Here is a 25,320-nt window from a genome sequence, read left to right as displayed (position 1 = left end):
CTCAGCCCCCGGTCACGGTCGGAAAAAACGCCACTTCATCGCCATCGCTGACAGGTTCGTCGAGCTGGCACAGGTCTTCGTTGCGGGCGCACATCAAGTTCTGCTCGCTCAATACATCGGCGCCGTCACGTTGGGCCAACTGCGCGCGCACGTCATCAACCGTAGCGAAATCGCCTTGAACCTTTACCGAGTCCACACCGAGCGCTTCACGGTAACGAGCAAAAAACTTCACGGTGACGTTCATGATGGATCCGCCTGGAAATGACCGCTCTTGCCGCCGACCTTCTCCAGCAGTCGCACGCTTTCGATGGTCATGCCGCGATCCACAGCCTTGCACATGTCATAGATAGTCAGGGCTGCCACGCTGGCGGCGGTCAGCGCTTCCATCTCGACGCCGGTCTGCCCGGACAATTTGCAGCGCGCAACGATGCGCACGGTATCGTCGCCTTCGGCACTGAGTTCGACTTTGACCCCAGTCAGCATCAGCGGATGGCACAGAGGAATCAGATCGCTGGTTTTCTTCGCCGCCTGAATGCCGGCAATACGCGCCACGGCAAACACATCCCCTTTGGGATGACCGCCACTGACGATCATCTGCAACGTTTCGGGCAGCATGCGCACCAGCGCTTGGGCCGTCGCTTCACGGAACGTCACGGCTTTTTCGGTGACGTCGACCATGTTGGCGCGACCTTGGGAATCGAGATGAGTCAGCACAGGGTTACTCCTGATCAGGAGCGTCGATTGTAAACCTGCGGGTCAATTTTCCGCACGTTTGATTATCGGGTCACCACAATCTCCCTGTGGGAGCGGGCTTGCTCGCGAAGGCGTAGTGCCAGTCGACATTTACATTGACTGATACACCGCATTCGCGAGCAAGCCCGCTCCCACATTTGATTTGGGTTGGGCACAAAAAAACCGGGCGACCTGTGAAGGCCGCCCGGTTTCGATGAAGCAGTTACAAATGCGACTCTGCGTATTCGGCCAGAATCGAACGAGGCACCCCTTGCAGGGTGATGTGCACACCGTTGGGGAAGTCTTTGAAGCGTTCGGTCAGGTAGGTCAGCCCGGAGCTGGTCGCGGACAGGTAAGGGGTGTCGATCTGCGCCAGGTTGCCCAGGCACACCACTTTGGAACCGGCGCCGGCACGGGTGATGATGGTTTTCATCTGGTGCGGTGTCAGGTTCTGGCATTCATCGATCAAAATCAGGCTCTGCTGGAAGCTGCGACCTCGGATGTAGTTGAGGGATTTGAACTGCAACGGCACTTTGCTGAGGATGTAGTCGACACTGCCATGGGTGTTTTCGTCATCCATGTGCAAGGCTTCGAGGTTGTCGGTGATAGCGCCCAGCCATGGCTCCATTTTTTCCGCTTCGGTGCCGGGCAGGAAGCCGATCTCCTGGTCCAGACCCTGCACGCTACGAGTGGCAATGATTCGGCGATAGCGTTTACTGACCATGGTCTGCTCGATCGCCGCCGCCAGCGCGAGGATGGTTTTACCCGAACCGGCTGCACCGGACAGGTTGACCAGGTGGATATCAGGATCGAGCAAGGCATACAGCGCCAGGCTCTGATAGATGTCACGCGGTTTCAGGCCCCAGGCTTCCTGATGCAGCAGCGGTTCCTGGTGCAGGTCGAGGATCAGCAAACGGTCTTCTGCAATTTCCTTGATCCAGCCGACAAACCCCTGCTCATCAATGATGAACTCGTTGATGTGCACCGCCGGCAGGTTGTCAATCAACTGCACCTCGTGCCAGGTGCGGCCATGGTCCTGACGGGTTTCAACCTTGCTCACACGGTCCCAGAAAGAGCCGGTCATGTTGTGGTAGCCGTTGGGCAGCAATGAAACGTCGTCAACCAATTGGTCGGTGCTGTAGTCCTCGGCCGCGATCCCGCACGCCCGGGCCTTGAGGCGCATGTTGATGTCTTTGGTGACCAGCACGACGGGCAGCTTGGGCGAGCGCGCGTGCAGATCGATCAACTGGTTGATGATGATGTTGTCGTTCAGGTGCTCGGGCAGAATGATATTCGGCTCGGTGCGCTTGCTCATCAGAATTGACAGCAAACCCTTGGGCCCACTTTTGCCGCGCTGGATCGGTACACCAAGCTCTACGTCTTCAGGACTGGCATCGCCCAGCGTCTTGTCGATCAGGCGAATCGCCTGACGGCATTCCGCAGCCACGCTGTGATGCCCGCTCTTGAGCTTGTCCAGCTCTTCAAGGACGGTCATCGGGATGGCGACGTGGTGTTCTTCGAAATTGAGCAGCGCGTTTGGATCGTGAATCAATACGTTGGTATCGAGTACATAAAGGATTGGCTGGTTGGAAGAAGAGCTACGTCCGTGATCATCCATACTCGGTCACCTTTGTGGGAGCCAGTAGACGCAATACCTGGGCGGTGCTGCGCCTCGAAGTGGCCGCCGAATCTCACCTGCGGAGAATCAAGTGACTGCAAACAAACGGGTCTTGGAAGACGCCACCTGTGTTGCAGGTTTCGGCGGTCTGTCTTCGTAATACTCCAAAACATGTGACAGAAAAAAGCACTTTGACGTTTTTTTGAAGTTTATTTTTCAGAATGACCAATAGCACTTGGCGGACTGCCACCACCCGTTTAAAGTCGGAAGTCCGCCTGCTGCGAAACCCCTCAAAAAACCGCCTTTAGCCCAATGTTTACGGGCTCTTTCCATTTTCAGCGAAACGCGTCCTGACAATCCTCCCAACCGATCCCGCTTTGCGCCGTTTGCGTAATGAGCCAGGGCATCGCCGTTTTCACCGCGTCCTGCTTCACATTGAAATTGATCACGCCGTGGCGCCACAGCAGCATCAGCGTCAGCACACGCTGCGCGCTGGGGTTGCCCTTGAGCTTGCCCGCCCCGTCCTGTGCATCGATATCCCACAACGCCACCTGCAAGCCCTGGGCGTTGAAGAAGCCTTCGGCATCGGAGCGACGTTGACCGTCGGGCGGGCGAAACAGCGGTACATAATTTTCCGGCAATTTGCTTTTGACCAGCTCGACGCTGCGTCGCACCGAATCCTGCCAATCCTGCCAGTGACTATGGGAGCGGAACTCCCAGCCCTGCACGCCGATGCATTGCTGCGAGTACATCGCTTGCAGGGTCGCCACCGAGCGCTCGGCCAGACGCGCCTGAATATCCTTGCCGAGGACGAAGAACGTGCCGCTCATGTTCGATTTTCGCAGGTACTCGGCGACCCAGCCGGTGTTGTCGGGGGCGACGTTGGCCGCGCTGTCGAAGGTCAGCAAAAACAACCGGTCATGCATCGCATCGCCGTTGCGCTCGTAGTCGCCAAAACGATCGACTTCACTGCTGGTCTGCGGAAACAGAGCAGCCTTGCGCAATTGCTCGTCCAGGTACTGCGCGTGGAACAAACGGCTTGGCTCGGCCCACTTGATGTAGTAGCTCTCGTCGCTGACCTGGAACTTGGCCGCTTGCCCGCGCAGGGTTTCCATGTCCTCGACCAGGAAACAGAACGAAGCATCCTGATCACAGCTTTGCTGGGCGAAGTTGTAGTTGGTCAGCAGGCGCTGCCACAGACGCTGGCGCAGTTGGTTGACCGCTTCCAGATTGATCTTGCGCAACCCCAGGCGCTGGGCCAGGGCCGGCTCATCCAGCGATTCGCTGGCCAGCAGCACCCGTGCAAACATGAGGATTTCGCCCCGCGACGCTACGTCGAACAGGGTCGGGCTGGTGAGCTTTTCAGGCCAGGTGCTGCGATCAAACGTCGCCAGATCGCCCGGCGCCGCCAAGGCACCAAAGCTCAACAGCCAGGCTGAAAAAATAAAAACGATACGCAATGGGATGTCTCCATAACAAAACCCGCGCCGCACTATATATCGAGACGATCAAAAGAGCGCAGCCTCGCGTTGCTCGACAGCGGCTACACCTTGATTAACGCCTCTTCGGACGCTCCGCGTCCGCTTCGACGGTGACGCGGAGCGTCACTGGCTGCATTCCCACGCAGAGCGTGGGAACGATCACCGTCCGGCACCTATCACGTTGATAGCTGGAGTCATCCGGCTCTACCCCCTAGAATCGCGCCCACGATTACAGGAGACGACTTCATGCTGATGGTGATTTCACCCGCCAAGACCCTCGATTACGAAACACCGCCGGCAACCCAGCGCTTTACCCAGCCGCAGTACCTCGATCATTCCCAGGAATTGATCATGCAGCTGCGCGACCTGACACCGGCGCAAATCAGCGAGCTGATGCACGTCTCCGACAAGATCGGCGGGCTCAACGCCGCGCGTTTCGGCAGCTGGACGCCAGCGTTTACCCCGGAAAACGCCAAGCAAGCGTTGCTGGCTTTTAAAGGCGACGTGTACACCGGCCTGAATGCACAAACCTTCAGCGAAGCCGATTTCGACTACGCCCAACAGCATCTGCGCATGTTGTCCGGACTGTATGGCCTGCTGCGTCCTCTGGATCTGATGCAACCGTATCGGCTGGAGATGGGCACCAAACTGGCCAATGCCCGCGGCAAGGACCTGTATGCCTTCTGGGGCACGCGAATCAGCGAATGGCTGAACGAAGCCTTGGCCGATCAAGGTGATGACGTGCTGCTGAACCTGGCGTCCAAAGAGTACTTCTCGGCCGTCAAACGCAACGCCCTGAACGCACGCATCATCAATACCGACTTCAAGGACCTGAAGAACGGCCAGTACAAGATCATCAGTTTCTACGCGAAAAAAGCCCGCGGCATGATGAGCCGCTTCGTCATTGAAGAGCGCATCAACAACCCTGCCGACCTCAAGCAATTTGACGTTCAGGGTTACCGCTACAGCGCCGAGCAGTCCAAACCGGACAATCTGGTGTTCCTGCGCGATCACGCTCCCGAATAAAACCACTCTACGGCGCACGACATCCATAACCTCGTCGTGCGCCGACGGCCGATCGTCCAACAATTCCCCTTCCGTCTCGTCGTTTTATTGGCGTCAAAAATACATCACCTCGTTTTTTAACTTTAGTTTCACTCGACTTCGAACTTTTTTTTCAGTAGTGGCACTGAAAATTTTTATCGGTAGTGGCATAAAACTATCGAACTCGGTTATCACCCTATGTATCAAGGGTGAAACAGCAAGTGCCATCACAATGAAAGTAGTGCCATCTTTCTCAATATTTCAAAAAATTTCAGATTCCGCGATGAATGGGCTGGAACTATGTCCAGATGCGTCGCTCATACCACCGGTAACGATTATCAACGTGCTTGTACGAGATAACTTACGCAGACAAGCGATTCACGCAGCGAAGTTGTCACATTAACTTCTGAACATGAGTCACTTATTTGGACAACACACAAAGGACAGGAGATACGCATCATTAATATCACCTGCACGGCCAAGGCAGCGCCCCTATAAACGTGCTCACCTGAGCACCCAACCGCTTGATTTACGGGCTTTTCGCCTGGCATTGAGCGCGCAAGACCTTTGCACAAGCGTCCTCAGGCCAGAGGATCGGCTGCATAACAGGGCACGTCATAATAATAAGGCCTAGTTACGCACATCTTGAGTGCACTTATTTAGACACTCGGAACTTATGTATGTCTGCACACGGCATTGTGGCGCCTGTACGGCGCACTTTCGAGTGCACTATGACCGCAAAACACCATTAACTCCGGCCATCTAATGGCTCGTTGAATACAGTCTTGATAACAGTGAGGTAATTGCGATGCGCATCAGCATATTTGGTTTGGGTTACGTCGGCGCAGTGTGTGCCGGTTGCCTGTCTGCACGGGGCCATGACGTCGTTGGCGTCGATGTTGCCAAAGACAAAATCGATATGATCAACGCCGGCAAATCACCGATCGTTGAACCGGGCCTGGGCGAACTTCTGCGCAAGGGTATCGATACGGGCCGCCTGCGCGGCACCACCAACTTCGCCGAGGCGATTCGTGACACCGACTTGTCGATGATCTGCGTCGGTACGCCGAGCAAGAAAAACGGCGACCTGGAACTGAACTACATCGAAGCCGTGTGCCGCGAAATCGGTTTTGTCCTGCGCGACAAGACCACCCGCCACACCATCGTGGTTCGCAGCACCGTGTTGCCGGGCACCGTGGCTAACGTCGTAATCCCGATTCTGGAAGACTGCTCCGGCAAGAAAGCCGGTGTTGATTTCGGTGTTGCGGTGAACCCTGAGTTCCTGCGTGAAAGCACCGCGATCGCCGACTACGACCTGCCGCCAATGACCGTCATCGGCGAGTTCGACAAAGCATCGGGTGACGTTCTGCAATCGCTGTACGAAGAACTCGACGCGCCGATCATCCGCAAGGACATCGCCGTTGCCGAGATGATCAAGTACACCTGCAACGTGTGGCACGCCACCAAGGTCACCTTCGCCAACGAGATCGGCAACATCGCCAAGGCTGTCGGCGTCGATGGCCGTGAAGTGATGGAAGTGGTCTGCCAGGACAAGACCCTGAACCTGTCCCAGTACTACATGCGCCCAGGTTTCGCGTTCGGCGGTTCTTGCCTGCCAAAAGACGTGCGCGCCCTGACCTACCGCGCCAGTTCCCTGGACGTGGAAGCGCCACTGCTGAACTCGCTGATGCGCAGCAACGAATCCCAGGTGCAGAACGCCTTCGACATCGTTTCCAGCCACGACAAACGCAAAGTGGCCCTGCTGGGTCTGAGCTTCAAGGCCGGCACCGATGACCTGCGCGAAAGCCCGCTGGTGGATCTGGCAGAAATGCTGATCGGCAAGGGTTTTGACCTGAGCATCTACGACAGCAACGTCGAATACGCCCGTGTCCACGGTGCGAACCGCGATTACATCGAGTCGAAAATCCCTCACGTCTCGTCGCTGCTCAACGCCGACTTCGACGACGTGATCAACAACTCCGACGTGATCATCCTCGGCAACCGTGACGAGAAATTCCGCGCCCTCGCGCAGAACGCCCCACATGGCAAGCAAGTGGTTGACCTGGTGGGCTTCATGTCCAAAGCCACCAGCGTCAGCGGCCGCACCGAAGGCATCTGCTGGTAATCCGGAATCCCGTCTCTGATACCGCGCTTTCGCGGATGAAACACCTGTAGGAGCACGGCTTGCCGGCGATAACGGACTTGAGATCGCCATCGCCGGCAAGCCGTGCTCCTACAGGGGCGCGGGGCTTGCAACTGACTTTAGGATTCCGATTATGCACAGGCTAAAGCACGGCCTTCTTCAGGCCGCCGGTTGGCTGTTTTACCTAAGTTTACTGATGGGCATCGCCATGGCGCTGCCTGCGTCCACGTTCGACTCCGAGTCGAAGGACTTCATTTTCCTGATCGGGTTCATCGGCATCTGGCGTTACTCGATGGGCGCCACGCACTTTCTGCGCGGCATGCTGTTTCTGTACGTGGTCTACCCGCACCTGCGGCGCAAAGTGCGCAAGCTGGGTAAAGCGGCAGACCCGTCCCACGTGTTTTTGATGGTCACCAGTTTCCGCATCGACGCGTTGACCACCGCGCAGGTTTACGCCTCGGTGATCCGCGAAGCCATCGACTGCGGCCTGCCGACCACCATGGTCTGCTCGATCGTGGAAATGTCCGATGAGCTGCTGGTGAAGAGCCTCTGGTCGCGGATGAACCCGCCGGCCCGGGTCAAACTCGACTTCGTGCGCATTCCCGGCACCGGCAAACGTGACGGCCTGGCCTACGGTTTCCGCGCCATCTCGCGCCACTTGCCGGACGACCGCGCCGTAGTGGCCGTGATCGACGGCGACACCGTGCTCGGCGAAGGCACGGTGCGCAAGACCGTGCCGTGGTTCCAGCTGTTCGGCAACGTCGGCGGCCTGACCACCAACGAGTTCTGCGAAGTGCGCGGCGGCTACATCATGAGCGAATGGCACAAGCTGCGTTTCGCCCAGCGCCACATCAACATGTGCTCGATGGCCCTGTCCAAGCGCGTATTGACCATGACCGGGCGCATGTCGGTGTTCCGTGCCACGGTGGTCACCAACCCGGAATTCATTGCCGACGTGGAAAGCGACTCGCTGCAACACTGGCGCCTGGGTCGTTTCAAGTTCCTTACCGGTGACGACAAGTCGAGCTGGTTCAGCCTGATGCGCCTGGGCTACGACACCTTCTACGTGCCGGACGCCGCGATCAACACCGTGGAACACCCACCGGAAAAGAGCTTCATCAAGGCCAGCCGCAAGCTGATGTTCCGCTGGTACGGCAACAACCTGCGCCAGAACTCCCGTGCCCTGGGCCTGGGGATGAAACGCCTCGGCCTGTTCACGTCGGTGGTGCTGTTCGATCAGCGCGTGTCGATGTGGACGTCCTTGCTGGGCCTGACCGTGGCGCTGATTGCCAGCTTCAAATACGGCACCGCGTTCATCCTGGTTTACCTGCTGTGGATCGGCATTACCCGCCTGATCCTGACCGTGTTGTTGTCCCTCTCCGGTCACCGAATCGGCCCGGCCTACCCGGCGATTCTCTATTACAACCAGATCGTCGGCGCGCTAGTGAAGATCTACGTGTTCTTCCGCCTCGACCAACAGTCCTGGACTCGCCAGCCCACTTCTCTGACCCGTGATCTCGCCAGCTTTCAACGTTGGTTCAACACCTGGTCGTCTCGGACCATGACCTTCTCCGCCGGCAGCATTTTTGTCGCCGTGCTGCTGATGATGGTCTGACCGCCCCTCTATTGAATTAACCAGGAAATCGCCCCTATGAATACCGCCGTCAACGCCAATGTAGTGCATGAATCCGAAGCCCAGCGCCAACACGCCCGAGTGAAAATTCCGGCCAAGCTGCGATTCTTCGGTCCAGACCGGACGCCGGTTGAAGCCCGCGTCATCGACCTTTCCGCCGGTGGCCTGGCGTTCAACGCCGGGCAATTGCCGCTCAAAGCCGGCGATGTGTACAAGGCCCGCCTGCAATTCGTCATCGACAACCTCGGCCTGGCCATGGACGTCGAATTGCAGGTCCGCTCCTATGATCGCGAGACCGGTCGTACCGGGTGTCAGTTCCAGAACCTGGAGCCGCGCGATATTTCCACCCTGCGTCACCTGATCACCTCTCACCTGGCCGGCGACATCGTCAGCATGGGTGAAATGCTGGCGACCCTGCAGCGCGACAACTTCACCAAGGCGCGCAAGGTCAAGGATGGCGGCCACGGCATGACCGCGTTCGGTCGTCTGCGTGCAGTGACCTTCAGCCTGGGAATTTTCATTGTCGGCCTGACCGCATTCGGTTTCATTTTCAAATCGGTGTACGGCATGTACTTCGTCAGCCACGCCCAGGCCGGCCTGGTCAGCGTGCCCGGCATGAACATCACCATGCCGCGTGACGGCACCGTGCAAAGCCTGATCAAAGCCGACGGCGTTGCCGCCAAGGGCGCACCACTGGCAACGTTCAGCACCAGCATGCTCGACGTGCTCAAAGGTCATCTGGACGAAGATCAACTGCAACCGGCCAAGGTTGAAGAACTGTTCGGCAAGCAAATGACCGGCACCCTGACCTCGCCGTGCGATTGCACCGTGGCGCAACAACTGGTTGCCAACGGTCAGTACGCCAGCAAGGGCGACGTGATCTTCCAGTTGGTGCCACGCAACAGCGAAGCCAACGTTGAAGCCCGCTTCTCCTATCGCCAATTCCGCGACGTGCGCCCGGGCACCCCGGTCAGCTTCCAGATCGCCGGCGAAGACAAAACCCGCACCGGCAAAATCGTCAGCAGCACCAGCCTGAAAAGCGCTGACCTGTCATCCGACATCCGCGTACTGATCCAGCCTGACGAAGCCCTGGACAGCAGCCTCGCCGGTCGCCCGGTCGAAGTGAACAGCGATCGGGGCCCGAACCTGAACTGGCTGATCGACAAAGCCATGGCTGCCGGTCTTTAAATCGAGGACATGCCTGTGACTATCATCAGCCTCCTGAGAACACCGAGATCCCTGTGGGAGCGGGCTTGCCCGCGATGGGATCACTGCGGTGTTTCTGAAGAACCGCGTCAAGCGAATCGCGGGCAAGCCCGCTCCCACAGGGGTTATATGGTGTGCTCGCTAGCGCTGGCAGTCAGCCTGGCCGGTTGCGCCGGCCTGCCCGACCAGCGTCTGGCCAACGAAGCCCTCAAGCGCGGCGACACGGCGCTGGCTCAGCAGAACTACAAACAACTGGCCGATCTGGGCTACAGCGAGGCGCAAGTGGGCCTGGCCGATATCCAGGTCGACAGCCGTGACCCGGCGCAGATCAAGCAAGCCGAGGCGACTTATCGCGCCGCAGCCGACGTCTCGCCGCGAGCGCAGGCCCGCCTCGGTCGCCTGCTGGTGGCCAAGCCGGGCTCTACCGAAGCCGAACAGCACGAAGCCGAAGGCCTGTTGAAAAAAGCCTCGGCCAATGGCGAAGGCAACACCCTGATCCCGCTGGCCATGCTCTACCTGCAATACCCGCACAGTTTCCCGAACATCAACGCGCAGAAACAGATCAGCCAATGGCGCGCCGAAGGCAAACCGGAAGCGGGTCTGGCGCAAGTGCTGCTCTACCGCACTCAAGGCACCTACGACCAACATCTGGATGAAGTCGCCAGCATCTGCAAAGCCGCCCTGAACACCACCGACATCTGCTACGTCGAACTGGCCACGGTTTATCAGAAACAGGCCAAGCCCGAGCAACAGGCCGAGCTGATCAAGCAGATGCAAGCCGCACACGCCCGCGGCACCGTCTCCGCGCAGCGGGTGGACAGCGTCGCCCGTGTGCTCGCTGATTCGAGCCTGGGCAAAACCGACGAGAAAACCGCGCAGTCACTGCTCGAACCCATCGCCCCGGGCTACCCGGCGTCGTGGGTCACGCTCGCGCAATTGCTCTATGACTTCCCCGAACTGGGCGATCTCGACCAGATGATGAAGTACCTGGACAACGGTCGCGCCGCCGACCAGCCGCGCGCCGAACTGTTGCTGGGCAAGCTCTACTACGAAGGCAAAATGGTCCCGGCCGACGCCAAGGTCGCCGAAGAACATTTCCAGAAAGCCGTCGGCCGCGAAGTCGCCGCCGATTACTACCTCGGCCAGATCTACCGCCGCGGTTACCTGGGCAAGGTCTATTCGCAAAAAGCGCTGGACCACCTGCTGACCGCTGCACGCAACGGTCAGAACAGCGCCGACTTTGCCATCGCCCAGCTGTTTTCCCAAGGCAAGGGCACCCGGCCCGACCCGCTGAACGCTTATGTCTTCAGCCAATTGGCCAAGGCTCAGAACACCCCGCAAGCCACTGAGCTTGCGCAAACACTCGAAGCACAACTGCCGCCTGCCCAGCTCGCCGAGGCCCAACGCCTGTTGAAACAAGAACAGGCCGTTCGCGGGTCCTTGAGCCAGAACACGCTGGAACTGCATGCCCTGCAAGAAGAAGACGGCGAGGAATCCCTATGAAGTTGAATCCATTCATGAAGGCCGGCATCGGCCTCACGTTCGCGCTGATCTGGTCTTGCCCGACACTGGCCGCGATCACTGAAACCAAAAACTTCGGCCTCGAAGTGAAAGTCACCGGCCAGTCCGAAGACGACAGCGACCTGGGCACCCAGAGCGGCGGCGACGTCAACGGCGTCGGTCTCGACCTGCGTCCGTGGATCTATGGCGAGAGCGGCGCATGGAGCGCCTATGCCATGGGCCAGGCCGTGACCGCCACTGACATCATCGAGACGGATACCTTGCAAGGGACCGCCGGCGACGGCACCACGCCGACCACCAACGATGATCGCAAGACCAAGAAAAACTACCTGGCGATGCGCGAATTCTGGGTCGGTTACAGCGGCCTCACGCCGTATCCGGGCGAGATGCTCAAGTTCGGTCGCCAACGTCTGCACAATGCTGACGGCCAATGGCGCGACACCAACATCGAAGCCCTGAACTGGACCTTCGACACCACCCTGTTGCGCGCCAACGTCGGTGTCGCCGAACGCTTCAGCGAGTACCGCACCGACCTCACGGAACTGGCCCCCAAAGACAAGGATCGCCTGCACGTCTACGCCGACGCGGAGTATCAGTGGCCGCCGGGCAACTGGGTCGGCATTCGGGGTCATCACACCCACGATGACGGCAAGCTCGACTACCCGCAACCGGGTGTACCCACCGATTCGCTGGACAAAAAACAGAACGGCGACATCAGCTGGCTGGGCCTGACCGCCGACAGCGACGCCTACAACTGGCGCAACACCAACACCGTCAATTACTGGGGCAGCATCACCGGCATGAGCGGCGACACCGACACGGTCAACCCGCTGAACGCCAACGGTACGCCTCCGGCCGAAGCCAAGCGCGGTCAAGACCTCAATGGCTGGGCCACGGATGTCGGCGTGCGTCTGCGCCTCGATCCGCAATGGCAAGTCGGTGCCGCCTATGCCCGCGCCAGTGCCGAGTACGAACAGAACGGCCTGGAAAGCAACCGCTCGAACTACACCGGTACCCGTTCGCGGGTTCACCGTTTCGGCGAAGCCTTCCGCGGTGAAATGCAGAACATGCAGACCGCGACCCTGTTCGGTTCGTGGATGCTCAACGACGAATACGACGCCAGCCTGATCTACCACAAATTCTGGCGCGTCGACGGCAACAAGCCGATCGGCAGCAACGGCATCAACGCGGTCGAGAACAACACCGACGACCCTACCGGCGCGATTCTCTCCACCACTTCCCTGCCGCTGAACGATGGCGAAAAAGACCTCGGTCAGGAAATGGACCTGGTCGTGACCAAGTACTTCAAGCAAGGCCTGTTGCCGGCGGCGTTGAGCCAGTCGATCGACGAGCCTTCGGCACTCGTGCGTTTCCGTGGTGGTGTGTTCAAGCCGGGTGATGCGTACGGCAAGGAAGTCGATTCGTACATGCATCGCGCGTTTATCGACGTGATCTGGCGCTTCTGATGCGAACCGCGAAGGGAGTGCCCGACATGAACAATTCGAAGCGAGGTTCGCTCACCTTGCTGGCCAGCGCGATGTTGCTGGCCAGTGCGGCTGCCTTCGCCAATGTGGAGCCGGTCACACCCGTCCAGAAAGGACACCCGGCGACCCTTGCCAAAGGTTTGCAACAAGCCAAGACCTACACCGTCAGCAGCGCGCCGACCGCGCCGCTGGAACTGGCCAAACCAAAACTGCCGGACCTGTCCGGTTACACCGCCGAAGCCATTGCCGCGAAGATCGTGCGCAGCAAGGCCGGCAAAATCAGCGTGCGCCGGATGATGCAGGAAGACGCCCTGAAGGACTTCATCGGCGGTGACAACAAGATGGCCGAGTGGGTGGTGCGCCAGCACGGTATCCCGCAGGCAATCTTCGTCGACGACGGCTACATGAACCTCAAGGACCTGGCGAAGAAACTGCCCAAGCAGTACTTCAGCGAAACCTCGCCGGGTGTGTTCCTGGCGAAGTTGCCGATCGTGGTCGGCCGTCACGGCATTCTTGAAATCGACAAGCAGACCCAGGAATTGCGCCTGTCGCAAGAAGCCGGTTCGTTCCTGGTCAACGACGGCCAGCTGTTTGTGCGTGACACCAAAATCACTGGCTGGCGCGAAAAGGACAACGGCCCGGCGACGTTCACTTCGCCGAAGGAATTCCGTCCGTTCCTGCTGTCCTGGGGCGGCACCGAGACCTACATCGCCAACAGCAAGATCGCCAGTTTCGGCTACGCCAACAGTAAGTCCTATGGCGTGAGTATTTCCCAATACACGCCGAACATGGCCAAGGTCCTTAAGCGCCCTGAACCGACCGGCTGGATCGTCGGCTCCGAGTTCTCGGACATGTGGTACGGCTTCTATTGCTACGAAACCCGCGACTTCGTGGTCAAGGGCAACACTTACAAAGACAACATCGTCTACGGCATCGACCCGCACGACCGTTCCCACGGTCTGATCATTGCCGACAACACCGTCTACGGGACCAAGAAGAAGCACGGGATCATTATTTCCCGTGAGGTCAACGACAGCTTCATTTTCAACAACCGCAGCTACGACAACCACCTCTCGGGGCTGGTGATCGACCGTAACAGCGTGAATAACCTGATTGCCTACAACGAGATCTACAAGAACCACACCGACGGCATCACCCTCTACGAGAGTGCCGACAACCTGATCTACGGCAACAAGGTAATCAGCAACAAACGCCACGGCATCCGCATTCGTAACAGCGTGAACATTCGCCTCTACGAAAACCTGTCCATGGCCAACGGCCTGACCGGCGTCTACGGCCACATCAAAGACCTGAGCGACACCGATCGGGACATCAAGCTCGACCCGTTCGACGCCCAGGTGTCCTTGATCGTGGTCGGCGGTGAACTGGCCGGCAACGGCAGCGGCCCGCTGTCCATCGACTCGCCGTTGAGCGTCGAGTTGTATCGCGTGTCCATGCTCTCTCCGACCAAAGCCAGCGGCATCAGCTTCAGCGGCATTCTCGGCGAGCGTCAGGATGAAATTCTCGACCTGCTGGTGCGCCAGCAGAAAGCCGTGCTGATCGACCCTGTCGAACGCCAGACCGAAATTCGGGACTGAGGATTATTTTATGCACCCACACTTGATCAAATTACTCAGCCTGTCGGCCTTGACCGCCGGCATTCTCGCGGCCAGCCATGGTGTTCGCGCGGATGAAATCCAGGCTCCAAAGTTCAGCGCCGAACCGTGCTGCAACCTGTGCCCCGAAGCGCACGACGCGAAGAACTACACCACGCGCTATCAGCAGAACTTCACCACGCTGGTGCAGGCCCAGGGCGACTGGCTGTTCCGGACGCAGGAAGACTTGCGCACCGAATTCGACACCACCCCCGCCGGCTACAAACGCATGAAAGAGCTGCACGATGCGTTCAAGAGCAAAGGCGTGGAGCTCGTTGTTGTTTATCAACCCACTCGTGGCCTGGTGAATCGCAACAAGCTCAACCCGCAAGAAAAGGCCCAGTACGATTTCGACAAGGCGCTGAAGAACTACAAGGGCATGCTCGGTCGTTTCGCCGCCATGGGTTACGTGGTGCCGGACCTCTCGCCGCTGACCAACGAATCGCTGCCCGACACCTTGCCGGCCCACGATTTCTACTTCCGCGGCGACCAGCACTGGACACCGTATGGCGCCCAGCGCACGGCGAAAATCGTCGCCGAAAAGGTCAAGCAGATTCCGGCCTTCGCCGGCATTCCCAAGCGTGAATTCGAGACCCACAGGTCGGGTCGCATGGGCAAGACCGGAACGTTGCACAACATGGCCGGTCAACTTTGTGGCACCAGCTACGCGATCCAGTACATGGATCAGTTCACCACCGAGCCCAAGGGCGAAGCCGCCGACGGCGACCTCTTCAGTGATGCCGGCAACCCGGAGATCACCCTGGTCGGCACCAGTCACAGTGGCAAGAACTACAACTTCGCCGGTTTCCTCGAAGAGGCCATCGGCGCCGACATCCTCAACGTGGCGTTCCCCGGCGGTGGCCTGGAAGGTTCGATGCTGCAATACCTGGGCAGCGAAGAGTTCCAGACCAAGCCGCCGAAAATCCTGATATGGGAATTCTCGCCGCTCTATCGCCTCGACCAGGAAACCATCTACCGCCAGATGATGGCGCTGCTGGACAACGGTTGCGAAGGCAAGGATGCACAGATGTCCGGCAGCGCCACGCTGAAACCGGGCAAGAACGAATTGATGGTCAACAGCAACAACCTGAACCTGCAAAACAGTAGCCACCAGGTCGACATTCGCTTCGCCGATCCATCGGTGAAAACCCTGCACGCCACCCTCTGGTACATGAACGGTCGCCACGAGGACATCAAGATCGATAAACCGGAAACCTCCGACACCGACGGGCGTTTCGCCTTTGAGTTGCGCACGGACGAAGACTGGGCCTCGCAGAACTTGCTGGCCGTTGAAGTCCAAGGCCCTGAAGCCGGTGCCGCACCACAAAAAGTCGAAGCGAAAATCTGCAAACGCAACGTGTTCCCGAGTGCCGAGCAGCGTACTGCTTCGGTCGGGCAATGAGGTCTGCTATGCGAAATCCGAAATTGAAGAATCTGTTGGCACCGACGCTGTTGAGCCTGGCGATGTTCGCCGGTGCCACCCAAGCCGCCGCGCCCCTGCGTCCGCCCCAGGGTTACTTCGCGCCGATTGAGAAAGTCAAAACCGGCGACAGCAGCGAAGGGTGTGATGCGATGCCGACGCCGTACACCGGCTCACTGCAATTTCGCAGCAAGTACGAAGGCTCGGACAAGGCCCGCGCGACCCTGAACGAGCAATCGGAAAAGGCCTTCCGTGACAGCACCGCCGACATCACCAAAATCGAACGCGGCACCAGCAAGCGTGTGATGCAGTTCATGCGTGACGGTCGCCCGGAACAACTGGAATGCACACTCAACTGGCTCACCGCCTGGGCCAAGGCCGATGCCTTGATGTCCAAGGACTTCAACCACACCGGCAAGTCCATGCGCAAATGGGCGCTGGGCAGCATGGCGTCGTCGTACATTCGCCTGAAGTTCTCCGACTCGCATCCGCTGGCCAACCATCAGCAAGAGTCGCAGTTGATCGAAGCCTGGTTCAGCAAAATGGCCGATCAGGTGGTCAGCGACTGGGACAACCTGCCGCTCGAACAAACCAACAACCACTCGTACTGGGCGGCCTGGTCGGTGATGGCAACGTCCGTCGCCACCAACCGTCGCGACCTGTTCGATTGGGCGGTCAAGGAATACAAGGTCGGCGCCAATCAGGTCGACGCCCAAGGCTTCCTGCCGAATGAACTCAAGCGTCAGCAACGCGCCCTCGCCTACCACAACTATGCCCTGCCGCCACTGGCGATGATCGCTAGTTTCGCTCAGGTCAACGGTGTGGACTTGCGCCAGGAAAACAACGGCGCACTGAAACGCCTGGGTGATCAAGTGCTGGCCGGGGTGAAAGACCCGGACATCTTCGAGAAGAAGAACGGCAAGGAACAGGACATGACCGATCTGAAGATCGACTCGAAATTTGCCTGGCTTGAACCGTTCTGCACGCTCTACACCTGCGCGCCGGATGCGCTGAAGAAGAAGCACGGGATGCAGCCGTTCAAGTCCTTCCGCCTCGGCGGCGACCTGACCAAGGTCTACGACCCGGCCAATGAAAAAGGCAACAAGGGTTCTTAGCGGCAAACACAAAAAGCCTGTAGGAGCCGAGCTTGCTCGCGATGACTGAGTGTCAGTCGACATCGATGTTGAATGTCAGACCGCTATCGCGAGCAAGCTCGGCTCCTACAGGGTGCAAGGCATGAATTGAGTGTAATGCCCCCGGATTTTCGTGGGGGGTTTGGGGGGGCCGTTGGCCCTTGACTGTTGATTAAACATGGAGAGATCAGGATGGTATTTTCATCCAATGTGTTCCTGTTTCTGTTCTTGCCGATCTTTCTCGGCTTGTACTACTTGAGCGGAATACGCTATCGCAACCTGCTGCTGCTGATCGCCAGTTACGTGTTCTATGCCTGGTGGCGCGTGGACTTCCTGGCGCTGTTCGCCGCCGTCACGCTGTGGAATTACTGGATCGGCCTGAAAGTCGGTGCCGCCGGCGTGCGCACCAAACCGGCCCAACGCTGGCTGCTGCTCGGCGTGGCCGTCGACCTGTGCATCCTTGGCTACTTCAAGTACGCCAACTTCGGCGTCGACAGCATCAACGCGATGATGACGTCGGTCGGTCTGTCGCCGTTCATCCTGACCCACGTGCTGCTGCCGATCGGGATCTCGTTCTACATTTTCGAGTCCATCAGCTACATCATCGACGTCTACCGTGGCGACACCCCGGCGACCCGCAATCTGATCGACTTCGCGGCGTTCGTGGCGATCTTCCCGCACCTGATTGCCGGCCCGGTATTGCGCTTTCGTGACCTCGCCGACCAATTCAACAACCGCACCCACACCCTGGACAAGTTCTCCGAGGGCTGCACGCGGTTCATGCAGGGTTTCATCAAGAAAGTCTTCATCGCCGACACCCTCGCGGTGGTGGCCGACCATTGCTTCGCCTTGCAAAACCCGACCACGGGCGATGCCTGGCTCGGGGCGCTGGCCTACACCGCGCAACTGTATTTCGACTTCTCGGGCTACAGCGACATGGCCATCGGCCTGGGCTTGATGATGGGTTTCCGCTTCATGGAAAACTTCAAGCAGCCGTACATCAGCCAGTCGATCACCGAGTTCTGGCGGCGCTGGCACATCAGCCTGTCCACCTGGCTGCGTGACTACCTGTACATCACGCTGGGCGGTAATCGCAAAGGCACGTTGATGACCTATCGCAACCTGTTCCTGACCATGCTGCTCGGTGGTCTGTGGCACGGCGCGAACATCACCTACATCGTCTGGGGTGCGTGGCACGGCATGTGGCTGGCGATTGAAAAAGCCCTGGGCCTGAACACTTCGCCGCGCAGCATCAACCCGATCCGCTGGGCACTGACCTTCCTGCTGGTGGTGATGGGCTGGGTGATCTTCCGTTCGGAAAACCTGCACGTCGCCGGCCGTATGTACGGCGCGATGTTCAGCTTCGGTGAATGGTCGCTGTCGGAACTCAACCAGGCCAGCCTCACCGGCCTGCAAGTGGCAACCCTGGTGGTGGCTTACGTGACGCTGGCGTTCTTCGGCATCCGTGATTTCTACACCAACCGTCCGCCGGAGAAGACCAAGCCTGCCGTCAACGTCGAGACCGATGGTCCTGCCGCTGCGACCCCTGGAATGATCAAAGCCGTACCGGGCGACAACCCGGCCAGCATCCATCAACCGGGTTACACCGTCGGCGTCGAAGCCACCGTGCAACCGGCCTACTGGACCGCTGACTGGTCGCGTTATGTGATGCGCGCCCTGGTGCTGCTGCTGTTCATCGCTTCGATTTTCAAACTCTCGGCGCAAAGCTTCTCGCCGTTCCTTTACTTCCAGTTCTGAGGGATCTGACCATGACCCGCTCATTACGCATCTTCTACATCGCCCTGTTCCTGTTGACCCTGTTGGTCTTGGGCCTGTGGTCCACGCGCAGCTTCTTCGGTTTCAGCACCAGTGCCGACACCACGGTGCTCAACGGCCGCTGGACCAAAGCCGTGGAGACGCACTACGACGACGAGTTTCCGATCAAGCGCCTGGGCACCAACCTCTGGGCCGCGCTGGATTTCAAACTGTTCAACGAAGGTCGTCCGGGCGTTGTGCTCGGTCGCGATCAGTGGCTCTACAGCGATGAAGAGTTCCACCCGGTCGTCAACGAAGAGCTGAACCTGCAAGGCAACTACAGGCTGGTCGAAGGCGTGCGCCAGACCCTCAAGGCCAAAGGCGTGCAACTGGTGATGGCGGTGGTGCCGGCCAAGGTGCGCTTGTACCCGGAACACGTGGGTGAGGTGAAACCGGCCAGCATCCACGCCAACCTCTACAAGGATTTCCACCAGCGCCTGGCCGCCGACCGGATTCCTGCGCCGGACCTGCTCGGCCCGCTGCAACAGGCAAAACAGAACGGTCAGCAAGTGTTCTTGCGCACCGACACCCACTGGACCCCGGAAGGCGCCGAGATCGCCGCCAACCGTCTGGCCAGGACCATTGCCGACAAATACCCGCTAAGCGGCGAGCCGCAAAACTTCGTCACCCAAGCGGCAGAGAACATCACGCACAAGGGTGACTTGCGCCTGTTCCTGCCACTGGACCCGCTGTTCGAAAACCTGATGCCGGCACCGGAGCCTTTGCAAAAGCGCAACACCGTGGCCGCTGAAGATCAACCGGCCGGTGACGACGCCCTGTTCGCCAACACCGAAGTGCCGGTGGCCCTGATCGGCACCAGCTACAGCGCCAACCCGAACTGGAACTTCGTCGGTGCGCTGAAACAAGCGCTGCACAGCGACGTGGTCAATTACGCCGAAGACGGTCACGGCCCGATTCTGCCGATGCTCAGCTACCTGAAAAGCGATGCTTTCAAGAACAGCCCGCCACAGGTGCTGATCTGGGAGTTTCCTGAACGCTATCTGCCTGTGAACAACGAAATCGGTGACGCCGACCCGCAGTGGGTCGCAGAGCTCAAAGAAGCCGGCGCTCGAACCGGGCTGGGTGGAAGCGTCGCGAGCGAAGGCAAGACAAGGCAAAAACAGGCAAGGACGCGGAGTTTACGGGCTGTAAATGAGCAGTCCGAGCCTGTTTTTAACGCCAGATTGCCGAGCGCAGCAGCTTCCACCCAGTCCGGCCAACAAAACGTAGCTGCAAACACTACATCCGAGACGCCCGACCGGGCGCAAAACTGAAAGAGAGAGGTACACCATGACTTTCACTACGACTACTCCTCGCCGTCTCGCCAAGACCTTTGCTCTCGTCGCTGGCATGAGCGTGCTGTCCATGTCCGCCTTCGCCGGCGACGCCGCACTTTACGGTCCGACTGCACCGAAAGGTTCGACCTTCGTGCGTGTCTACAACGCCAGCAACGCTGAAGTCAGCGCCACGGTTGGCAGCACCAGCCTGAGCGACGTTGCGCCGCTGGCCAGCACCGACTTCAGCTTCATGCCGGGCGGCGATTACAGCGCCAAGGTCGGCAGCCAGACCCTGCCGGTGAAACTGGCCGGTGATCACTATTACACCCTGGTCAACAACGCCGCCGGCGCGCCGCAGTTGATCGAAGAACCGCCGTTCAAGAACAAGCAGAAGTCCCTGGTGCGTCTGCAGAACCTGAGCGACAAGTCCCTGACCCTGAAGACCGCCGACGGCAAGACTGACGTGGTGCCAAGCGTGGCCGCCAAGGGCCGTGGCGAGCGTGAGATCAACCCGGTGAAAGTCAGCCTGGCGCTGTTTGAAGGCGACAAGAAAGTTGGCGACGTCAAACCGGTTGCCCTGGAACGCGGTGAAGCCGCCGTGCTGTACGTCACCGGCACCGGCAGCAGCCTGTCGCCAGTCTGGGTAAAACGCCCCGTCTCGACGCGCTAACACATTCATCAGGACGGAGATCCCCCTGTAGCAGCTGGCGAAGCCTGCGTCCGACTGCGCAGCCGTCGCAATCCAGACAACTCGGTTTTTCTGAATGACCGCGTTGAACGGATTGCGACGGCTGCGCCGCCGAACGCAGCCTCGCAGGCTCGGCAGCTGCTACATCGGTGAAACGGCCTGGTTACGGAATAAAAACAAGAGTGAAACGACAGAACGTTCGTAGCTCTAACCAATCGATTTTAAAGGAGTAACAACATGATTCCGGTGATCTTGTCAGGTGGTAGCGGCTCACGTCTTTGGCCGCTTTCGCGTAAACAGTTTCCCAAGCAATTCCTCGCCCTGACCGGCGAACACACGCTGTTCCAGCAAACCCTGGAACGCCTGGTGTTCGAAGGCATGGACACGCCGATTGTGGTCTGCAACAAAGACCACCGCTTCATCGTCAACGAACAGTTGGCCAACCGCAAACTGGAAACCCAGCGCATCCTGATGGAGCCCTTCGGTCGCAACACAGCGCCGGCCGTGGCCCTGACCGCGATGATGCTGGTCAATGAAGGTCGCGACGAGTTGATGCTGGTGCTGCCGGCCGACCACGTACTGGAAGACCAGAAAGCCTTGCAACGCGCCCTGGCCCTGGCCACCGTCGCGGCTGAAAACGGTGAAATGGTGCTCTTCGGCGTGCCGGCCACCAAGCCGGAAACCGGCTACGGCTACATCAAATCCACCAACGATTCGCTGTTGCCGGAAGGCGTGAGCCGCGTCTCGCACTTCGTCGAAAAACCCGATGTGAAACGCGCCACCGAGTTCGTCGAGTCCGGCGGTTACTTCTGGAACAGCGGCATGTTCCTGTTCCGTGCCAGCCGCTTCCTCGAAGAACTGAAGAAGCACGATCCGGACATCTACGACACCTGCCTGCTGACCCTCGAACGCAGCCAGCAGGACGCCGACTCCATCACCTTCGACGAAGCCACTTTCGCCTGCTGCCCGGACAATTCCATCGACTACTCGGTGATGGAAAAAACCCAGCGCGCCTGCGTGGTGCCGTTGACCGCTGGCTGGAGCGATGTCGGTTGCTGGTCGTCGCTGTGGGAAGTGAATGAAAAGGACGCCAACGGCAACGTCACCAAAGGCGACGTGGTCATTCAGGACAGCAAAAACTGCATGATCCACGGCAATGGCAAACTGGTGTCGGTGATCGGCCTGGAAAACATCGTGGTGGTCGAAACCAAGGACGCCATGATGATTGCGCACAAGGACTCGGTCCAAGGCGTGAAACAGATGGTCAACACCCTCAACGAGCAGGGCCGCAGCGAAACCCAGAACCACTGCGAAGTCTATCGTCCGTGGGGTTCCTACGACTCGGTGGACATGGGCGGTCGCTTCCAGGTCAAGCACATTTCGGTCAAGCCGGGCGCCTGCCTGTCGCTGCAAATGCACCACCACCGTGCGGAACACTGGATCGTGGTCAGCGGCACCGCTGAAGTGACCTGCGACGAAAACGTGTTCCTGCTGTGCGAGAACCAGTCGACTTACATCCCGATTGCCTCGGTCCACCGTTTGCGCAACCCGGGCAAGATTCCACTCGAGATCATCGAAGTGCAATCGGGCAGCTATTTGGGTGAAGACGATATCGAGCGCTTTGAGGATATCTACGGTCGATCGACACCGGTCGAGCGCGGCGTGTCGGTGAAAACCATCGCGCAGTAAGCGTTCAGCAAAATAAAAGCCCCCGTCCAGCCCGCTGCGTTCCCTATCCGCAGCGGGTTGGGCGGGGGCTTTTTCTATTTGACCAACTTGGCACCGAATTTAAGTGCGATTTTGGCTGAACGTGGATTGATCGCCTCGGTTATTACTTTGGTGACGTTCATCCGTTTCGACACTATCGCCAGAGACTGCACCGTCAAGTAAGTACCTATCCCTTGCATACGGGGTAATCGTCCCGTTACGCCAGAGCTCCCGAACTTTCCTCCCGATGGTTCCCCTGCACCTTGTGTATCAGGGTGGACGACCGTTTGAACGACCGTCACCTCGGTCTTTCCTTTTTCCGTAAAAGTATTCAGTTCGGTCAGACCGTATATAACTCGCTGCTCAGGCAATTTATTCTTATCCGCTCTTCTCAAAACAACGAAAAATCGTCGTTCAACGACAATGTCAGGATGCCGATTTGGTGAGTCTAAGGTGTTCGCGTCATCCACAAAGGTGTCATTAGCGCTCCGCAACATGTAACCCGAAACGCTTTCTCCAAGGCTGTCATTAGATTCCACTTCCCCCGCTCTCCTTGGCGGTGCAACGTTCGAACGGGCGCTATAAATTTCCCTGTAGCCCTTAAGGCTTTTCTTTACCTCGTCACGACCCACCAGGTATTTGCTATCCGATTCCACCTCCACAACCTTAAACTCACCTGACTCTTTGTACTTCCCGGACGCGCTATCAAGTACGTTAACCTTCTTCAATTTCGCCAATTTCAGCGCGAGCTTCTCCTTTAACCCCACATTCACTTCATAGTTTCCGGTACGGCTAAGTCCATTCGTATCCCAATAGGTCATTGGGTTATTAATGACCATCGCATAAAAATTCAGACCATCCACAACTCCTGCCGGGTCAGGGCTAATCCAACGTTGCAACCACGGTATGTAGTACCGAAAACCATAGTAATAAAGCCGCGTCGCATCCCGCTCCTTGCCCGAATACCGAACGATCTTGTAGTCGACGTCAATCGCTTCCCCGCCGGCAAACCACGCTGTCTCGCCGAAGGGATAAAAAACTTCGCGGCTGATAATTCGCGCGTCATTGCCCAGTTCTACGGTGCAGGACTTCAGGTGATCAACCAGGGTGTACCGATACTGATCATTGACGCCGGAGGGTGGAGCACTTTCCCAGTGCAATACCCGAACGGAGTTTAGGCCCGCCAGTGCGGTGATGACTTGCAGCACCTCTCCGGTACCACTGTCGGTGCGCAGCTCCAGCCCCGGCAAGTAACGCACCTGCGCCAACAGTGTGCGGGCATGGGTCTGCAACGAACGAATCTTGCGCACACGCTGGCCACCGCCATCATAGAAATAGAGCTCAGAGTCATTGCGCCCGGAGTCGCGCTCGACCGGGCTGACCGTTTGCAATTGATTGCGCAAATCCCAGGTCAAAAAACGCCCCTGATCCAGCTCCAGCAAATTGCCGTTAGCGTCGAATGCTGCAGCGATTTCCTCTTCCGTCGGCGGCACGCCATTGCGCCAGGGCAGGCAACGATTGCTGTAGAGGGCAGCCGTCAGTTCACGTCCTGGACTTTGCACGCCGACATGCACCAGCTTCAGCAAATTGCCACTTTCGTCATAACGGTAAGTTTGCTGGTAGTTGCTGAGTGCCGCAGGATCGTTGCGCCCCACGGACTCCGGACCTTGCATGGGAGCGCCTGCCTCCCAGCCAAATGCCTCGATCAATTGATACAGGCTGTCGTAGACAAACCGGCTGATCGGCTCGATGCGTTGATTGTTGAAGTAACGAATCGGCAGTGCCTTGTCTTCGATGCTCAGCACGTTGCCCATTTGGTCATAGACGTAAATCAGGTGTTGCAACAGACCGGTGCGATCGCTATGGGCCCGGCGCTCGATCAGTCGCCCGTCTTGCGGCGCATACGTGAGATTCGTCTGTACGCCGTTACCCGCCACTTCGCGAGTGATCTGCCCGTCAGCGTTGTACTCGATGTCACTCACCAGGGTTTGCCAACCGGGCAAGGCTGCGAGCTTCAAGGCACTTTGGCGCAGCCTGCCATCGAGGGTAAAGCTAAAAGCCTGAGCGCTCTGCCGGGCATCGACCGACGCCAGCACATTCCCTAACGGACTGAACCGCCACGTCGAGACCGCGCCATCGCCCGGCTCCAACAACTCATTGCGATCAGCAATCGGCTCTGGCCAATCAGGCGCAGTTGCATCCTCGGTAAAGTGTTGAACGTGGCATGTGCATTGGCCGGTGATCGCAAACCCCTCAAACAATACAGTGCCGCCGGGCCCATCCTGCCGAATGAGCTGGCCAAACTGGCTGTAGTCCTGGCTACCCTGACCGGGGCGACCATATTCCATGCGTTCAGCACAACGTCGTGGTTCTGTAGCGACGTGCTCAAATACCGCCACAGGACGTAGCAGGTCGTCGTATCCAATCTCCCACCGCGTACCACGACTGTCCCAGCCTTGCAGGACTTCATTGGCGAGACCGGGGAGATTGATCTGCGAGCCGGCATCCACGCTGTGCGTCGCTACGGCGACACCCGACAGTGAATAAACGACCACAAGATTGGCGGGCGCCAGAGGGTTTTGTTCCTGCAACAACCAGAGCCGTGGGTCCCATTGTTTGACAGCACGCCCCGCCGCATTGTGGAGGGTACGATGAATGCGGGTCTGCGTCGGTTCATCTGCAACCGCGCACCAATAATCAATGGAAAGGATCGGCAGCTTTCGCGGGTCGACGACCGACACGGTGGGAGTTTTATAGTGCATG

At 58.7% G+C, this 25,320-nt stretch carries 17 protein-coding genes and 1 pseudogene; 13 read left to right on the top strand and 5 right to left on the bottom strand.

Going from position 1 to position 25,320, the window contains the following annotated elements; translation table 11 throughout:
• Position 1 precedes the first annotated feature (1 nt).
• The 4 genes from moaD to LOY55_RS04745 form a co-directional block, all read right to left on the bottom strand.
• Complete coding sequence (gene moaD, locus LOY55_RS04760; protein ID WP_109786063.1) at positions 2-244, bottom strand: molybdopterin converting factor subunit 1; 243 nt, start codon at positions 242-244, stop codon at positions 2-4.
• Positions 241-714, bottom strand: coding sequence for a cyclic pyranopterin monophosphate synthase MoaC (gene moaC, locus LOY55_RS04755; RefSeq protein ID WP_077430837.1), 474 nt, complete (start codon positions 712-714; stop codon positions 241-243). The genes moaD and moaC overlap by 4 nt, the downstream gene beginning before the upstream one ends.
• Before the next feature lie 241 nt (positions 715-955).
• On the bottom strand, positions 956-2,350 hold the full coding sequence (locus LOY55_RS04750; protein WP_046028950.1) for a PhoH family protein: 1,395 nt from the start codon (positions 2,348-2,350) through the stop codon (positions 956-958).
• Between the two features lie 335 nt (positions 2,351-2,685).
• The gene (locus LOY55_RS04745) at positions 2,686-3,810 is read right to left on the bottom strand and encodes a polysaccharide deacetylase family protein (protein ID WP_223523779.1); all 1,125 of its coding nucleotides are present in this window, start codon (positions 3,808-3,810) and stop codon (positions 2,686-2,688) included.
• Between the two features lie 267 nt (positions 3,811-4,077).
• On the opposite strand from LOY55_RS04745, the gene yaaA reads away from it, so the two are divergent.
• The 13 genes and pseudogenes from yaaA to LOY55_RS04680 all read left to right on the top strand — a co-directional run bounded on the left by yaaA (position 4,078) and on the right by LOY55_RS04680 (position 22,539).
• Complete coding sequence (gene yaaA / locus LOY55_RS04740; RefSeq protein ID WP_109786065.1) at positions 4,078-4,857, top strand: peroxide stress protein YaaA; 780 nt, start codon at positions 4,078-4,080, stop codon at positions 4,855-4,857.
• Positions 4,858-5,683: 826 nt separating this feature from the next.
• Positions 5,684-7,000: a nucleotide sugar dehydrogenase gene (locus LOY55_RS04735; protein ID WP_109786066.1), complete on the top strand. Its 1,317-nt coding sequence runs from the start codon at positions 5,684-5,686 to the stop codon at positions 6,998-7,000.
• Between the two features lie 151 nt (positions 7,001-7,151).
• Entirely contained in the window at positions 7,152-8,633 is a 1,482-nt protein-coding gene (gene alg8, locus LOY55_RS04730; protein ID WP_109786067.1) for a mannuronan synthase, read from the top strand.
• A gap of 36 nt (positions 8,634-8,669) precedes the next feature.
• Positions 8,670-9,839, top strand: a complete 1,170-nt coding sequence (locus LOY55_RS04725) for an alginate biosynthesis protein Alg44 (protein ID WP_223523777.1) — start codon at positions 8,670-8,672, stop codon at positions 9,837-9,839.
• Between the two features lie 9 nt (positions 9,840-9,848).
• Positions 9,849-11,360 carry an alginate biosynthesis TPR repeat lipoprotein AlgK gene (gene algK / locus LOY55_RS04720; RefSeq protein ID WP_109786068.1) on the top strand — a complete coding sequence of 504 codons (1,512 nt, stop codon included), beginning with the start codon at positions 9,849-9,851 and terminating at the stop codon, positions 11,358-11,360.
• A complete protein-coding gene (locus LOY55_RS04715) occupies positions 11,357-12,844 on the top strand; it encodes an alginate export family protein (RefSeq protein ID WP_258667768.1) in 1,488 nt (495 codons plus the stop codon). Before algK ends, LOY55_RS04715 begins: the two co-directional genes overlap by 4 nt.
• A 26-nt stretch (positions 12,845-12,870) precedes the next feature.
• Positions 12,871-14,460: a mannuronan 5-epimerase AlgG gene (gene algG / locus LOY55_RS04710; protein ID WP_223523776.1), complete on the top strand. Its 1,590-nt coding sequence runs from the start codon at positions 12,871-12,873 to the stop codon at positions 14,458-14,460.
• A 10-nt stretch (positions 14,461-14,470) separates the two neighbouring features.
• Positions 14,471-15,919, top strand: a complete 1,449-nt coding sequence (locus LOY55_RS04705) for an alginate O-acetyltransferase (protein ID WP_109786069.1) — start codon at positions 14,471-14,473, stop codon at positions 15,917-15,919.
• 8 nt (positions 15,920-15,927) lie between these two features.
• Positions 15,928-17,052, top strand: coding sequence for a mannuronate-specific alginate lyase (locus LOY55_RS04700; RefSeq protein WP_109786070.1), 1,125 nt, complete (start codon positions 15,928-15,930; stop codon positions 17,050-17,052).
• 210 nt (positions 17,053-17,262) lie between these two features.
• Entirely contained in the window at positions 17,263-18,828 is a 1,566-nt protein-coding gene (locus LOY55_RS04695; protein ID WP_109786071.1) for an MBOAT family protein, read from the top strand.
• Between the two features lie 11 nt (positions 18,829-18,839).
• Positions 18,840-19,958: pseudogene (locus LOY55_RS04690) on the top strand (alginate O-acetyltransferase); the annotation flags it as partial.
• Positions 19,959-20,175: 217 nt separating this feature from the next.
• The gene (locus tag LOY55_RS04685; RefSeq protein ID WP_109786072.1) at positions 20,176-20,832 is read left to right on the top strand and encodes an alginate O-acetyltransferase AlgF; all 657 of its coding nucleotides are present in this window, start codon (positions 20,176-20,178) and stop codon (positions 20,830-20,832) included.
• Positions 20,833-21,087: 255 nt separating this feature from the next.
• On the top strand, positions 21,088-22,539 hold the full coding sequence (locus tag LOY55_RS04680) for a mannose-1-phosphate guanylyltransferase/mannose-6-phosphate isomerase (RefSeq protein ID WP_109786073.1): 1,452 nt from the start codon (positions 21,088-21,090) through the stop codon (positions 22,537-22,539).
• A 74-nt stretch (positions 22,540-22,613) separates the two neighbouring features.
• Here LOY55_RS04680 and LOY55_RS04675 read toward each other — a convergent pair whose 3' ends face one another.
• Positions 22,614-25,319: an RHS repeat domain-containing protein gene (locus LOY55_RS04675; protein WP_223523774.1), complete on the bottom strand. Its 2,706-nt coding sequence runs from the start codon at positions 25,317-25,319 to the stop codon at positions 22,614-22,616.
• Position 25,320 lies beyond the last annotated feature (1 nt).

This window comes from Pseudomonas sp. B21-040, from assembly GCF_024748695.1.
In the GTDB taxonomy this organism is placed as follows: Bacteria; Pseudomonadota; Gammaproteobacteria; order Pseudomonadales; family Pseudomonadaceae; genus Aquipseudomonas.
Note: the sequence above shows the minus strand (reverse complement) of the source record. Positions and strands in the feature narration are given on the sequence as shown.